The sequence below is a fragment of the Pseudomonas graminis genome, from assembly GCF_001705435.1.
GTDB classification, from domain to species: Bacteria; Pseudomonadota; Gammaproteobacteria; order Pseudomonadales; family Pseudomonadaceae; genus Aquipseudomonas; species Aquipseudomonas graminis_B.
Map to the genome: position 1 here is coordinate 194,506 of NZ_MDEN01000063.1, position 14,023 is coordinate 208,528.

Here is a 14,023-nt window from a genome sequence, read left to right on the forward strand (position 1 = left end):
GGGCTTCATTGACAGTCAGGCCCGAAAACAGGGCATGTATGGTTGAACGCCATCTCTCGGCTCCACGGCAAATCAGTGGAGCGGGAGAGGCACCGAGCCGAATCGCAGGCAAAAAAAAGCCGCTCTCATGGGAGCGGCGGAAAGGGAATATCGGGTGGCGTTGCCAATCAGGTTTTGAGCCAATCGCCTTGTGGAATCCGGCGGGTTGGTCTGCGGTATGGGGCGATTATGCTCAGTGCGCGTAACGCGCGGAAATGAACTGTGGCTATGCCTGCGATAGATTTTCAAACGGAACGACGCTTCGCCATGAAGCGCCGGGGAACGGGTTAGGGCGCATCGTGCACAGGAATGGTGCGGACGCTCCGGCTGTTTAATTCAACCCATTGATATTAAAGCGTTTATGCCGATGGCACGGGCCTTGCGAAGGCTCTGGTGTCCATGGTGACAAGGAGTACGGCATGATCCGCACCTTTTATGACGAGATGTACGATGCGGGCGGCATAGTCCGTCCGCATTATCGGGAATTCGCCCGCTGGCTGGGCGAAGCGCCGCCTGAGTTGCTCGCTCAGCGCCGGCGTGAGGCCGATCTTTTGTTTCATCGCGCCGGGATCACGTTCACGCTGTACGGCGACGAGCAGGGCACCGAGCGGCTCATCCCTTTCGACACGATTCCGCGCAGCATCCCCGCCAGCGAGTGGCGGGTGGTCGAGCGCGGCTGCATACAGCGCGTCAAGGCGCTGAACATGTTTCTCGCTGACCTCTATCACGATCAGCGCATCATCAAGGCCGGGATCATTCCCGCCGAACAGGTCCTCGCCAACGAGCAATACCAGTTGGCGATGCAGGGCCTGAATCTTCATCGTGACCTGTATTCGCACATCTCAGGCGTCGATCTGGTGCGTGATGGCGACGGCACGTATTACGTGCTCGAAGACAACCTGCGCACGCCTAGCGGTGTGAGTTACATGCTCGAAGACCGCAAGATGATGATGCGGCTGTTCCCCGAGCTGTTCGCCGCGCAACGCATCGCGCCGATCGATCACTACCCGAACCTGCTGCTGGACACCCTGAAAAGCTCCAGCCCGCTGGATAATCCGAGCGTCGTGGTGCTGACGCCCGGGCGCTTTAACAGCGCGTTTTTCGAGCACGCGTTTCTGGCCCGGGAAATGGGCGTCGAACTGGTGGAGGGCGCTGACCTTTTCGTGCGCGATGACCGCGTGTTCATGCGAACCACCGACGGCCCGAAAGCGGTCGACGTGATTTACCGCAGGCTCGACGACGCGTTCCTCGATCCGCTGGCGTTCAACCCGGATTCAATGCTCGGCGTGCCGGGCCTGCTGTCCGCGTACCGTTCGGGCAATGTGGTGCTGGCCAATGCCATCGGCACCGGCGTGGCGGACGACAAGTCGGTTTACCCCTTTGTGACCGACATGATCCGTTTCTACCTCGACGAAGAGCCGATCCTGAAGAACGTGCCGACCTGGCAGTGCCGCAAGCCCGAAGAGCTGTCCCACGTGCTCGCCAATCTGGGCGATCTGGTGGTCAAGGAAACCCAGGGCTCCGGCGGTTACGGCATGCTTGTGGGCCCCGCCGCCACCGCCGCGGAAATCGAGTCGTTCCGGGCGCGGCTCAAAGCCAAGCCCCACGCGTATATCGCGCAACCGACCTTGTGTTTGTCGACCTGTCCGACCTTCGTCGAGAACGGCATCGCCCCGCGCCACATCGACCTTCGCCCCTTCGTCCTGGCTGGCCGCGAAACCCGTGTAGTGCCCGGTGGTCTCACGCGCGTTGCCTTGCGCGAAGGGTCGCTGGTGGTGAACTCGTCGCAGGGTGGCGGAACCAAGGACACCTGGGTGGTCGAGGATTAAGGATGCCTGCCAATGCTAAGTAGAACTGCCTCGGATTTATATTGGATGTCGCGGTACCTGGAGCGCGCCGAAAACCTCGCGCGGATGCTCGACGTCAGTTACTCGCTGTCGCTGATGCCACAGGACGGACGCGGGGATGGCCTCAATGAAATCGCCATGCCACTGCTGATCACCGGAACCCTGGACGATTACCTGGAGCGCCACGGCGACCTGCACGCCGAGCGCTTGCTGCACTTTTTCGCACTGGACGCCGAAAACCCGGCCAGCATCTTCAGCTGCCTGGGCGCGGCGCGGGCCAGTGCCCATGCGGTACGCGGGCGTATTACTGCGGACATGTGGGAAAACATCAACGCCACTTACCTGGAAATTCGCGGCATCGCCGAGCAGGGTTTGAGCCGCTACGGCATGAGCCGTTTCTGCGAGTGGGTCAAGGAGCGTTCGCACCTGTTCCGCGGCGCGACCTACGGCACCATCATGCGCAACGACGCCTTCCGGTTCATCCGTCTGGGGACGTTCATCGAGCGCGCCGACAACACCCTGCGCATGCTCGATGCGCGTTATGAAATGCTCGAATTGCGCGGCCCGTCCGCCAACGCGGCGGCAGACAGTTCCGCCGCCGGCTACTACCAATGGAGTGCGCTGTTGCGCGCCTTGTCGTCATTCGAGGCGTACACGGAAGTCTATCGCGACGCACCGGGTGCTCGTCAGGTCGCTGAATTGCTGCTGTTGCGTGCGGATATTCCGCGCTCATTGCGTGCGTGTCTGGAGGAGCTGGACATCATTCTCGCCAGTCTGCCCGGGGCCAATGGCCGTCCCGCCCAGCGTCTGGCCGCCGAGCTGGACGCTCGCCTGCGCTACACCGGCATCGACGAGATTCTCGATGAAGGCCTGCATGAGTGGTTGAACGAATTCATTCCACTTCTGGCCCAACTGGGTAGCGTCATTCACACTTCTTACCTGGAGGCTGCATGAGACTCTCAATTAGCCACGAGACCACTTATCACTACGACGATCAGGTCCGCGCCAGCATCCAGTATTTGCGTCTGACCCCCCACGACAGCGAGCGTCAGCAAGTGCTGAGCTGGCAGTTGGCGTTGCCCCGTCCGGTGCGCGCGCAGATCGATCCTTTCGGCAATATTCTCCACGTGCTGACCCTGGACGAGCCCCACGAAGCGATCGTGATTGGCGCACGTGGCCAGGTCGAGATCGACGAGAAGCGCGAGTCGGAACATGAGAGCCAGTCGTCGCTGCCGTTCCTGCGTTTCACCCGCCTGACCGAAGCTGACGAAGCGATTCGCGCCTTCGCTGTCGCGCAGACCCAGAAGCGCACCGACCGCACTGCGCTGATCGATATGATGCACGCGCTCAACGAACACATCACTTACACGCCGGGCGCGACAGCGGTGGATACCTGCGCCGCCCAGGCATTCGCCAACCGCGCGGGCGTCTGTCAGGATCACACCCACGCATTTCTGGCCTGTGCCCGCAGTCTGGGGGTGCCGGCGCGCTATGTGTCGGGTTATCTCTACAGTGACAGCAGCGAACATCTGTCCAGCCATGCGTGGGCAGAGGCCTGGATCGACGACGCCTGGTACAGCTTCGACGTGACCAATCAGTTGGCGATCCCGGAGCGGCATCTGAAGCTGGCGGTGGGCCTGGATTATCTGGATGCCTGTCCGGTACGTGGCATGCGCCGCGGCGGCGGTTGTGAGCAGATGCACGCCAAGGTCGTGGTGTCGCCCTCAGCGCCGATTGCGGTTCCGGCGGCCAAGAAAAAGCCTGTTCCCGCGCCGATGATCCAGGTGCAACGCCAGGGCTGATCAGCCCGTTGCGGTCGAGCGATCAGCTCGGCCGCGTTCCCACGGTCTGCGCGCCACTCAGTGCGACAGACAGCCCTGCGTTCATTTCGCCCAGCGCGCTGACCTCATACAATCAGCCCCCTTACGATCCGCTGCCAGACCACCCGCCGCCACGCCATCCAAGACGCGACCACGCGATACCCGCACGGCCAACGGCTGCCTGTTTGAAACAGGCAGCCGGCCAAGTGCGTGTGGGGGTCTGCAGGTAGCAGAGCGAAGCATGCTCAGCCGAACAGTCGCGTCATGTTCGGCAGGATCAGCAGCAGTGTGGTCGCGAAAACGATTAATCCGGCCTGACGTATTTTCGAGCGTTTGAACCTGAACTTGAACATGGTAAATGCCTTTTCTTGTTATTCCTGAGCAACAGAAACCCATGGACCTTGGGCGTGACCAAGGCGAGGGTTGGCAAAGGTGAGGCAAAAGAGCAGGTGCCCCGATCAGCAAATCGCGGGCGGCAGGCGCTGGGTGAAACGATTTTGTTATGGCGCCACTGCTACTGACTAAACCTTAGAAGCCACGTGCCGTGCGGTTTAGATCATTGAGGATTAACCAGTTGCGCCTTTATAACTTGAGCACTTTAGGCGAACGGCCATCGCTCAAATATTCGCCTGCTAGACGCCTGCGTCCAAAACGGTCCACGCTCAATAGCTCGCTACCGTTCGTCCGAGTCCGAAACTTCGCACAACCCGCTACCCTGTCACTTGATCCGGCGAAACAGCGCGCCCTGTGTGTCGCTTCGTGATAGACAGTGCCCCCATGACAGTTCGACTGTCGATCGCACAGATAAAAAGACAGTTCATCGGGTTAGCGAGGACAGGATGACCGAAGCGTTTATTTACGATGCCTTGCGCACGCCGCGGGGCAGGGGCAAGTCGGACGGCGCGTTGTACAGCGTCAAACCGGTGGAGCTGGTGGCAGGGCTTTTGAAAGAACTGCAAGTGCGCAATCACCTCGACACCCACCACGTCGATGACATTGTGCTGGGCTGCGTCACGCCCATTGGCGATCAAGGCGCCGACATCGCCAAAACCGCAGCGCTGGTCGCCAATTGGGCCGTGAGCGTGGGCGGGGTTCAGGTCAACCGGTTCTGCGCATCGGGGCTTGAAGCGGTGAATCTGGGGGCGATGAAGATCCGCTCCGGGTTCGAGGACTTGGTGGTGGTGGGCGGCGTGGAATCGATGTCGCGCGTGCCGATGGGCACTGACGGCGGCGCCTGGATGCTGGACCCGCACACCAATCTGCACACCCACTACACGCCCCAGGGGATCGGCGCCGATCTGATCGCCACCCTCGAAGGCTTCAGCCGCGACGACGTCGACCTGTTCGCCGTGCAGTCCCAGCACAAGGCATCACTGGCGCGCGAGCGGGGTGCATTTCGCCGTTCGCTGGTGCCGGTTAAAGACCAGAACGGCCTGCTCTTGCTCGACCATGACGAGTTCATTCGTCCCGACACCACGTCCGAGGCCCTGGGCAAGCTGCGCCCGAGTTTCGAAGCAATCGGCAAAATGGGCTATGACGCCACGGCGCTGCGGGTCTACAGCCACGTTGAACGGATCGAACACGTGCACACGCCGGGCAACAGCTCCGGCATCGTCGATGGCGCCGCCTTGATGCTGCTCGGCACCGCGCAAAAAGGCCAGGCGCTGGGGCTGCGACCACGGGCCCGTATTGTGGTGACGGCGGTGACCAGCACCGATCCGACTATTATGCTCACCGGTCCTGCGCCCGCGACGCGCAAAGCCTTGGCGCGAGCCGGGCTGACCATTGATGACATCGACCTGTTCGAGGTCAACGAAGCCTTCGCCTCGGTGGTGCTTAAGTTCATCAAGGACATGGGCGTCGACCCCGACAAGGTCAACGTCAACGGCGGCTCGATTGCCCTCGGCCACCCACTGGGTGCCACGGGTTGCATCATTCTCGGCACGCTGCTCGACGAGCTGGAAGCCCGGCAGTTGCGTTACGGCCTGGCGACCCTGTGCGTCGGCGGCGGTATGGGCATCGCGACGATCATCGAACGGGTATGAACGTGGAGAACGATAAGCGCTTCGCCCACCGCCTTTATCCGATAACTGTTTCAGGAAGAAAGACCGCATGAGCGATGCCATCCGCTACGAAACCGGGCCGGATCAGATCATCACGCTGACCGTCGACATGCCCGGCCAGCAGGCCAATACCATGAATGCGGCGTATCGCCAGGCCATGGCGGAGACCCTTGAGCGCCTGCTGGCGGACAAAGAGGCCATCGCCGGTGTGATCATCCGTTCGGCGAAGAAAACGTTCTTTGCCGGCGGAGACCTCAACGAGCTGAGCCAGGTTGACGCCGCCCGCGCCGCCGCTTTCTACCAGATGACCATGGACCTCAAAGCCCAGCTTCGCGCGCTGGAAACATTCGGCAAACCGGTGGTGGCCGCCATCGAGGGTTCTGCATTGGGCGGTGGCCTGGAGCTGTGCCTGGCCTGTCACCATCGCATCGCAATCAATGGCGGCCAGGTCAGATTGGGCTTGCCGGAAGTCACCCTCGGTTTGCTTCCGGGTGGCGGCGGCACCGTGCGTCTGGTGCGCATGTTGGGGCTGGAGAAAGCCCTGCCGTTGCTGATGGAAGGCCGGACCCTGGGCGTCGATCACGGGTTGAAACTCGGTGTGATCGATCAGTTGGCCAGCGACGCCGATGACCTGATGGCCAAGGCGCGTGAATGGATTATGGCCAATCCGGCGCCGATCAAAGCCTGGGATCAACCGGGGTTTGAATTGCCCGGCGGCACGCCTGCGCACCCGAAAGTGGCGCAGATGCTGGCCGTCGCGCCGTCGATCCTGCGCAGCAAAACCTGGGGTTGCTACCCGGCGCCGGAGAAGATCCTGGCCGCCGCCGTGGAAGGCGCGCAGGTGGATTTCCATACGGCGGAGAAAATCGAGGCGCGTTACTTCACCGAGCTCGCCACCGGCCCCATCGCCAAGAACATGATCGGCAGCTGGTTTCAGCTCAACCGGGTCAAGGCGGCTGAGGCGCGGCCCAAGGCGCCGCCGGTGTTCAACATGCGCAAGGTCGGCATTCTCGGGGCGGGTTTAATGGGTGGCGGCATTGCCTATGTCACGGCGGTGGCGGGCGTCAGCGTGATCCTCAAGGACGTCAACCTCGCGGCGGCGCAGAAGGGCAAGGATTACTCGGCGCGGTTGCTGAACAAGCAGGTTGCCAACGGTCGCCTCACCGAGGCTCAGCGCGACGCCGTGCTGAGCCGAATCAAGCCGACAGGGCGCGACAGCGATCTCGAAGGTTGCGACCTGATCATCGAGGCGGTGTTCGAGAATCGCGAGCTGAAAGCCCAGGTCAGCGCCGCCGCCGAGCAAGTGGTGGTGCCCAATGCGGTGATTGCGTCCAACACCTCGACGCTGCCAATCACCGGGCTCGCCAGCGCCATCAGCCGGCAAGAGCGCTTCATCGGCCTGCATTTTTTCAGCCCGGTGGAGAAGATGCGCCTGGTGGAAATCATCAAGGGCGCACGCACCAACGACATGACCCTGGCTCGGGCCTTCGATTTCGTTCAGCAGATCGGCAAGACCGCGATTCTGGTCAACGACACACGTGGCTTCTTCACCTCACGGGTGTTCGCCACCTACGCCGATGAAGGCATTGCCATGCTCGGCGAGGGCGTCAGTGCGCCGATGATCGAGACCGAGGCGCGCAAGGCCGGGATGCCCGTGGGGCCGCTGGCGGTGTCCGACGAGGTGTCGTTGAGGCTGATGAGTCAGATTCGCCAGCAGGCGCGCAAGGACCTGGCCGAGCAGGGCGTTGAGCTGGCCGGGCATCCGGCCGACGCGGTGATCGAGCAGCTGCTGCATGAATTTGATCGCGCAGGGAAAACCTCTGGCGGCGGTTTTTACGACTACCCCGACGGCGCGCCCAAGCACTTGTGGCCAGAGCTGAAAATCCGGTTCGATAAGCCCGAGGCACAGATCAGTGGTCAGGATATTCGCGACCGCTTGCTGTTCATCCAGGCCCTCGAAACGGTGCGCTGCATGGAGGAGGGCGTGCTGCGCTCAACAGCGGACGCCAACGTTGGTTCGATGCTCGGGATCGGCTTTCCGGCCTGGACCGGCGGGTCGTTGCAGTTCATCAATCAATACGGGCTGAAGCCGTTCATTAACCGCGCCCGCGCCTTGGCTGAGCGCTACGGCGAGCGCTTTCAACCGCCTGCGCTGCTGTTGCAGAAAGCCGAGGAAGGGACGCTGTTCTAGCGAAGACTCCTCGCTGTGCCGTATCAAGGGTTGGGACAGCGTGGGTTCAGCTGAACACGGCGCACTGCCTCAACTGGGCCTTGCCTTGCCCTGGCCTTCAAGGCAGGCTTGGTCCACGCATTTTCGCTTTTGTCGCTTCAGGGATTTTTATGTCGTTACGCATCTGCATTCTGGAAACCGACGTACTTCGCCCGGAACTGGTCGATCAATACCAGGGTTACGGGCGGATGTTCGAGAAACTCTTCGCGCGCCAGCCGGTGCCAGCGGAATTTGTCGTCTACAACGTCATGCAGGGCGATTACCCGCCAGATGACGAGCCGTTCGACGCGTATCTGATCACCGGCTCCAAGGCTGATTCCTTCGGCACCGATCCGTGGATCGAAACCCTGAAGACGTATCTGCTCGACCGCTACAAGCGCGGCGACAAGTTGCTGGGTGTGTGTTTCGGCCATCAGTTGCTGGCACTGCTACTGGGCGGCAAGACCGAACGCGCCTCACAGGGCTGGGGCGTCGGCATTCATCATTACAACCTCGCACCCACCCAACCGTGGATGACGCCGGCGCTGGACAAGCTCACGCTGCTGATCAGCCATCAGGATCAGGTCACGGCGTTGCCTGAAGGCGCAACGGTCATTGCCACCAGCGAGTTCTGCCCGTTCGCTGCGTATCACATCAACGATCAGGTGCTGTGCTTCCAGGGTCATCCGGAATTCATACACGACTACTCGCGCACGCTGCTCGACATCCGCCAGGACGCCCTGGGCGAACAGGTCTACGGCAAAGGCATCGCCAGCCTGGAAGAAGACCACCACGGCACGGCGGTGGCGGAATGGATGATGCGGTTTGTGGCGAACAAGCGGCCGGTGAGCTAAACGCGATTGGCCGGGTGCAATAACCAGGCAGGACCGGCTTCAGCTGGATCGCGCGTAGGACCGGCTTCAGCCGGGAAGGGGTCAGTTGCCACGCTGCAAAATGGATGGCGCTCACACCGGCCTCTTCCCGGCTAAAGCCGGTCCCACAGTCGTAGGCGTATTCGAAGCCGGTGCCACAGCCGTAAGCACATTAAAAAGCCTCAAAGCCAACCCGACCGCTTGAAGCTGGCAAACAAGATCCCGCACCCGCCGACGATCACCCCCAACACCATGTAATACCCGTAGTGCCAGGTCAGCTCGGGCATGTTCTCGAAGTTCATCCCATAGATCCCGGCGATGGCGGTGGGGAAGGCCAGGATCGCGGCCCAGGCGGCAAATTTGCGCTGGGTCAGGCTCTGCCGCGAAGACTCCAGCAGCAGGCTGATTTCGATGGTTTGGCTGGCGATGTCGCGAAGGTTGGAAAGGTCTTCCATCTGCCGCTTGACGTGGATTTCCACGTCGCGGAAGTACGGCCGCATGTTCTTGTCGATGAAGGGGAAGCTGAGCTTCTGCAGCTCCTCGCCAATCTCCACCATGGGCGCCACGTAACGGCGCAGGCGCAGCAGGTCCCGACGCAGCGAGTGGATGCGGTGGATGTCGGCCTCGTTAAGGTCCTTGCGCAGCACGTTGTGCTCAAGCTCTTCAAGCTCGCAGTGAATCGATTCGGTGACCGGCTGGTAGTTCTCGGTAACGAAATCCAGCAGTGCGTACAGGACGAAGTCTTCCCCATGTTCCAGCAGCAACGGCCGGGCTTCGCAGCGCTGACGCACCAGGCCATAGGACTTCGAGTCACCGTTGCGCGAGGTGATGACATAGCCCTTGCCGGCGAAAATATGGGTTTCGATGAAGATCAGCTTGCCGTTCTCGCGAATCGGCGCGTAGGTCACGATGAACAGCGCGTCACCGAAAGTCTCCAGCTTCGGCCGGCTGTGGACTTCCAGTGCGTCTTCGATGGCCAGCTCGTGCAGATTGAACTGCCGTTGCAGCGTGGTCAGTTCTTCGAGGCCCGGATGCTCCAGGCCGATCCAGACGAAATGCCCGGGTTTCGCCGCCCAGGCTGCGCCTTCGTCGAGGGCAATATTGGTGACTTTCTTTCCCGCACTGTAAACCGCAGCGGCAACCACTCGACCCATAATGTCTGCTTCTTCTTTTAGGGAAAACTCACGCGCAGCTTAGCGCGCTCCCTGATCAGAGTCGGCGGATTTAAACGAGTTCGCAGGTTTTTTCAGTGCGGTTCAGCGTCTGTTGGAAGGGTAGCCGCGCAGCCTCGGACTTGCGCGTCCATGCTGGCGATGCAGGCTTGCATCTGGCCGTGGCACAGCGCGATGAGTTGAGGGATATCGTCGCCGGTGAGGTTTGCGGTCGGGATCGCGGGCAGCGTGCGGATGATCACCTCGCCGCTGTTCCATCGGCTCAACTCCATGCTGCGCACGTAGGTGCTCACGCACACAGGCACAATGGGCACACCGGCTTCGATCGCCATCTGAAACGCCCCGCGCTTGAACGGCATCAGCCCTTCGCCCTTGTTGCGCGTGCCTTCAGGGAACACCCAGATGGACGTGTCCTTGTGCTGCAGGGTGTCGGTGGTCTGGAGAATGGCGCGGCGTGCCTTCTGCGGATTGCCTCGGTCGATCAGCACGTTGCCCGCCAGCCAGAACAGCTGGCCAAAAAACGGCACCCACTTGAGACTTTTTTTGCCGATGCAGACCGTGCGCGGCGGCACGATGTTGCCGAGGACAAACAAATCGTAGTTGGACTGATGGTTACAGATGATCACGCAGGGCCTGGTCTGCTCGAACTGCGGGCTGAGCTGGGTGTTCAGGCGCAGCCCGAGAATGCCGATGGCGGGGAGGGCGTAGAGGCGAGCACACAGACGGCTGTTGTCAGGGTTGAACGGGCGGCACAGGCCAAGTAAAAGCCCCAGTGCGCCTGCGACGAGAAAGTGCAGGCCCATCAACAACATACGCAGTACGAACAGCATGCAAACCACCCGGTAGGCGAAAAGCCGCGCAGTGTACGGATGTGCACTGGAATCGGCAATCGCCCACAGGCCGGGGGGAGGATCAGGAATTTAACGGGATGTTTCAAGGGCAACGCGCTGCCGGGAATGCAGCGCGTTGTCAGGGCTGCCTCAGAGCGGGATCTGGCGATCCAGCTCGATAGCCCGGTCGAGGGTCTCGAGAAATGCCTTGCGCACTTTCAGTTTGGTCTGCTTGTGGGCCCGCATGTTGATCTTCTTCATCTGCAGCGCCACGGCGCGCGCGGCCTCGGTGAGTTGTTCCGGTGCGACCACCTTGTCGAAGAACCCGGCTTGCAGCGCGCCGTGGGGATCGAACATCTCGCCGCAGATCACCGAGCGACCGAAGGCACTTTTGCGCAGGCGATCACGGGCCAGTTCGATGCCGGCATGGTGCATGGTCATGCCGATCTGCACCTCGTTCAGACCGATGCTGAACGGGCCTTCGACGCCAATACGGTAATCCGCCGACAGCAGCAGAAACGCGCCTTTCGCTACAGCATGACCGCCGCACGCGACCACGACCGGGAACGGGAACGACAGCATTCGCCGCGCCAGGGTTGAGCCTTCGGCGACCAAGGCCATGGCGGCTTCCGGCGACGAGGTCATGATTTTCAGGTCATACCCGCCGGAGAGAATCCCCGGCTGACCGGTGATGATCACCACGGCACGGTCCTGCTCGGCGCGGTCCAGTGCGGCATTGAACGCGGCGACCACGTCGTTGCTGATGGCGTTGACCTTGCCGTTGGTCAGGGTCAGCGTCGCAACGCCGTCATCCAGTTGATAGGCGACCAAATCACTCATGGCGCGAGTCCTTTTTTGTTTTGAAGTGGCGCAGACGTTACTCACCCGGCAGGGCAAGGTAAAGCGTAAAGGATGACTGGCAAGTCAGGGGCGGGCCGCCAGGTCTAGCGACCCTGAGAGGGAACGGAGCGGTTAAACCTCGACTTCATTCAGTTCGCAGTACTCATCCCAGTCCATGTCCAGTGCCTCGGCCGCTTCCTTGTGCGTAGCCAGACGCAGTTCCTTCAATTGCTCGGGGGTTTCGGCAATGAAGGTCAGCGCCAGCTCCCAGGTCGGGATGCCCTGGGCTTCGGCTTCGTCTTCGAAAGCCCAGAGGGTTTGCTGCTGCTGTTCTTTCGGGCTCAAATCCTGGATTTCAGCCTGCAACATCGGATTGGTCACGATGTACTTCGCCAAGGCAGCTTCGGTCCAGTCGTTTGCGTTCATGCGGGGGTGATCTCCTGTGGGTCGAGCTGACGTGTTGCTGTGGGTGGGATGCTGCTGAGGTCATGAGCCAAGCGGCGATTGTGCGTGATGTGCATCACTGGCGCCAGTCACAGGCGACCCGTCGGTCGGTGTAGCCCGGGGCTTTGATCGCTGAACGTATAGCGCCGCCGCGGACACATAAAAAGGGCCCGCCTTGCAGCGAGCCCGCGGGCAACGGCGTCGGACTGTCAACCGATCGCCATCGGCTTCTTCATATTACGGCGCGCGTTATTGCCGAGCAGCGGGTGCGGACCCTGAGCACCATACACGCCGACCGGTTCCGGGAAGGTGCGCAACAGGGTGATGTACAACAGCGTCGCCAGGCCAAGGGTGATCGGCAGGCTGATGTCGATACCGCCCGCCAGATTGCCCAGTGGACCGACAAACTGCCCCGGCAAGTTGACGAAGCACAGGCCCACTGCCGCGCTTGGCAGCCACGCGCCCAGCCCGCGCCAGTTCCAGCCATGCTCGAACCAGTAGTGTCCACCGCTCTGGCCACGGGTGAACACTTGCAGGTCCGCCGGATGATAGAAGCCACGGCGTACGATCAGGCCCAGGACCATGATGACGATCCACGGCGACGTGCAGGTGACGATCAGCACCGCGAAGGTCGACACGCTTTGCACCAGATTGAAGGCGAAACGGCCGATGAAGATGAAGGCAATCGCAGCGATGCCGATCAGAATCGTCGCCTGGGCGCGGTTGAGCAGGCGCGGAAACATGCTCGACATGTCCAGCCCGGTGCCATAAAGCGACGTCGTGCCGGTCGACATCCCGCCGATGATCGCAATCAGGCACACCGGCAGAAAGAACCAACTGGGCGAGACCGCCAGCAGGCCGCCAACGTAGTTGTTGTCCGTGATGTATTGCGGCGCCTGGGTGGCCACGATGGTCGCCGTGCACAGCCCGAACAGGAACGGAATCAGCGTGCAGATCTGCGCCAGGAACACCGACGCCATGATGCGTTTTTTCGACGTCTGGCGTGGGATATAGCGCGACCAGTCACCGAGAAATGCACCGAACGACACCGGATTGCTCATCGCCAGAAGCGCCGCCCCGATGAACGCTGCCCAGAACCCTTCGCTGCCCCGATTGACCGTGCCAGCAAAGCCCGCATCGAAGCTGCCGCCGAAGGCAAAGAGGCCGAGCAGGAACAACAGGCTGGAAGCGAAGACCGCGATCTTGTTGACCCACAGCATGAAGCGGAAACCGTAGATGCACACCGCCAACACCAGTACGGCAAACACGCCGTAGGCCAACGCCAGGGTGACGTCGTTTTCCGGCAGGCCGACCATGCGTTTGGCGCCGCCGATCAACGCATCCCCCGAGCTCCAGACCGACAGCGAGAAGAACGCGACCGCCGTGAGCAGCGACAGGAACGAGCCGACGATGCGTCCGTGAACGCCAAAATGCGCGCCGGATGAAACCGCGTTGTTGGTGCCGTTGAGGGCGCCAAACAGACCCATCGGCGCAAGGATGATCGACCCGAGCACGACGCCCAACAGGATGGCCCAGACGCCGGCCTGGAACGACAGGCCGAACAGCACCGGAAAGCTGCCCAACACTGCCGTGGCGAACGTGTTGGCGCCGCCGAAGGTCAGACGAAACAGGTCGAGGGGCGCAGCGTCGCGCTGATGATCGGGGATTTGTTCGACCCCGAAGGTTTCGATCGTGGTGGTGGGGTGAGCCATGGGAGGTTCCTGCGCGCTGTCGTGTTGTTATGGGGCCAACGAAAAGCGCTGGCCCGTTATCTCGACCGGTGAAACCGATCGTGGCATTGGCAGTGGTCGGCATTGCGACCCTGAATCAGGTGAGGCAGTGGGTGGTGCGTACGGCAGCCTCTGAGGGCAACTCGCCATTGATTGC

At 61.6% G+C, this 14,023-nt stretch carries 11 protein-coding genes; 6 read left to right on the top strand and 5 right to left on the bottom strand.

Annotated features, from left to right (window positions below; all coding sequences use genetic code 11):
* Positions 1-458 precede the first annotated feature (458 nt).
* The 6 genes from BBI10_RS14595 (at position 459) to BBI10_RS14620 (ending at position 8,832) form a co-directional block, all read left to right on the top strand.
* Positions 459-1,868 (top strand): circularly permuted type 2 ATP-grasp protein, encoded by a 1,410-nt coding sequence (locus tag BBI10_RS14595; RefSeq protein ID WP_065989403.1) that lies wholly within the window; start codon positions 459-461, stop codon positions 1,866-1,868.
* Positions 1,869-1,880: 12 nt separating this feature from the next.
* Positions 1,881-2,840: an alpha-E domain-containing protein gene (locus BBI10_RS14600; protein ID WP_065989404.1), complete on the top strand. Its 960-nt coding sequence runs from the start codon at positions 1,881-1,883 to the stop codon at positions 2,838-2,840.
* Complete coding sequence (locus BBI10_RS14605; protein ID WP_065989410.1) at positions 2,837-3,688, top strand: transglutaminase family protein; 852 nt, start codon at positions 2,837-2,839, stop codon at positions 3,686-3,688. The genes BBI10_RS14600 and BBI10_RS14605 overlap by 4 nt, the downstream gene beginning before the upstream one ends.
* An 857-nt stretch (positions 3,689-4,545) precedes the next feature.
* Positions 4,546-5,751 carry an acetyl-CoA C-acetyltransferase gene (locus BBI10_RS14610; protein WP_065989412.1) on the top strand — a complete coding sequence of 402 codons (1,206 nt, stop codon included), beginning with the start codon at positions 4,546-4,548 and terminating at the stop codon, positions 5,749-5,751.
* Between the two features lie 67 nt (positions 5,752-5,818).
* Positions 5,819-7,960: a 3-hydroxyacyl-CoA dehydrogenase NAD-binding domain-containing protein gene (locus tag BBI10_RS14615; protein ID WP_065989414.1), complete on the top strand. Its 2,142-nt coding sequence runs from the start codon at positions 5,819-5,821 to the stop codon at positions 7,958-7,960.
* Positions 7,961-8,109: 149 nt separating this feature from the next.
* The gene (locus BBI10_RS14620; RefSeq protein ID WP_065989416.1) at positions 8,110-8,832 is read left to right on the top strand and encodes an amidotransferase; all 723 of its coding nucleotides are present in this window, start codon (positions 8,110-8,112) and stop codon (positions 8,830-8,832) included.
* A gap of 200 nt (positions 8,833-9,032) precedes the next feature.
* On the opposite strand, the gene BBI10_RS14625 is transcribed toward BBI10_RS14620, so the two are convergent.
* From BBI10_RS14625 to BBI10_RS14645, 5 genes are all read right to left on the bottom strand, one after another.
* On the bottom strand, positions 9,033-10,004 hold the full coding sequence (locus BBI10_RS14625) for a magnesium and cobalt transport protein CorA (RefSeq protein ID WP_065989417.1): 972 nt from the start codon (positions 10,002-10,004) through the stop codon (positions 9,033-9,035).
* 92 nt (positions 10,005-10,096) lie between these two features.
* Positions 10,097-10,852, bottom strand: a complete 756-nt coding sequence (locus BBI10_RS14630; RefSeq protein ID WP_065989418.1) for a lysophospholipid acyltransferase family protein — start codon at positions 10,850-10,852, stop codon at positions 10,097-10,099.
* Between the two features lie 150 nt (positions 10,853-11,002).
* Entirely contained in the window at positions 11,003-11,692 is a 690-nt protein-coding gene (locus BBI10_RS14635; protein WP_065989419.1) for a crotonase/enoyl-CoA hydratase family protein, read from the bottom strand.
* A gap of 132 nt (positions 11,693-11,824) precedes the next feature.
* On the bottom strand, positions 11,825-12,118 hold the full coding sequence (locus BBI10_RS14640) for a DUF6388 family protein (RefSeq protein WP_065989420.1): 294 nt from the start codon (positions 12,116-12,118) through the stop codon (positions 11,825-11,827).
* Positions 12,119-12,345: 227 nt separating this feature from the next.
* Positions 12,346-13,848, bottom strand: coding sequence for a purine-cytosine permease family protein (locus tag BBI10_RS14645; protein ID WP_065989422.1), 1,503 nt, complete (start codon positions 13,846-13,848; stop codon positions 12,346-12,348).
* Positions 13,849-14,023: the final 175 nt, after the last annotated feature.

Coding starts and splice junctions, on each gene's coding strand:
- BBI10_RS14605 (WP_065989410.1), top strand. CDS start 2,837: ATGAGACTCTCAATTAGCCACGAGACCACTTATCACTACGACGATCAG.
- BBI10_RS14595 (WP_065989403.1), top strand. CDS start 459: ATGATCCGCACCTTTTATGACGAGATGTACGATGCGGGCGGCATAGTC.
- BBI10_RS14615 (WP_065989414.1), top strand. CDS start 5,819: ATGAGCGATGCCATCCGCTACGAAACCGGGCCGGATCAGATCATCACG.
- BBI10_RS14635 (WP_065989419.1), bottom strand. CDS start 11,692: ATGAGTGATTTGGTCGCCTATCAACTGGATGACGGCGTTGCGACGCTG.
- BBI10_RS14625 (WP_065989417.1), bottom strand. CDS start 10,004: ATGGGTCGAGTGGTTGCCGCTGCGGTTTACAGTGCGGGAAAGAAAGTC.
- BBI10_RS14600 (WP_065989404.1), top strand. CDS start 1,881: ATGCTAAGTAGAACTGCCTCGGATTTATATTGGATGTCGCGGTACCTG.
- BBI10_RS14640 (WP_065989420.1), bottom strand. CDS start 12,118: ATGAACGCAAACGACTGGACCGAAGCTGCCTTGGCGAAGTACATCGTG.
- BBI10_RS14610 (WP_065989412.1), top strand. CDS start 4,546: ATGACCGAAGCGTTTATTTACGATGCCTTGCGCACGCCGCGGGGCAGG.
- BBI10_RS14620 (WP_065989416.1), top strand. CDS start 8,110: ATGTCGTTACGCATCTGCATTCTGGAAACCGACGTACTTCGCCCGGAA.
- BBI10_RS14630 (WP_065989418.1), bottom strand. CDS start 10,852: ATGCTGTTCGTACTGCGTATGTTGTTGATGGGCCTGCACTTTCTCGTC.
- BBI10_RS14645 (WP_065989422.1), bottom strand. CDS start 13,848: ATGGCTCACCCCACCACCACGATCGAAACCTTCGGGGTCGAACAAATC.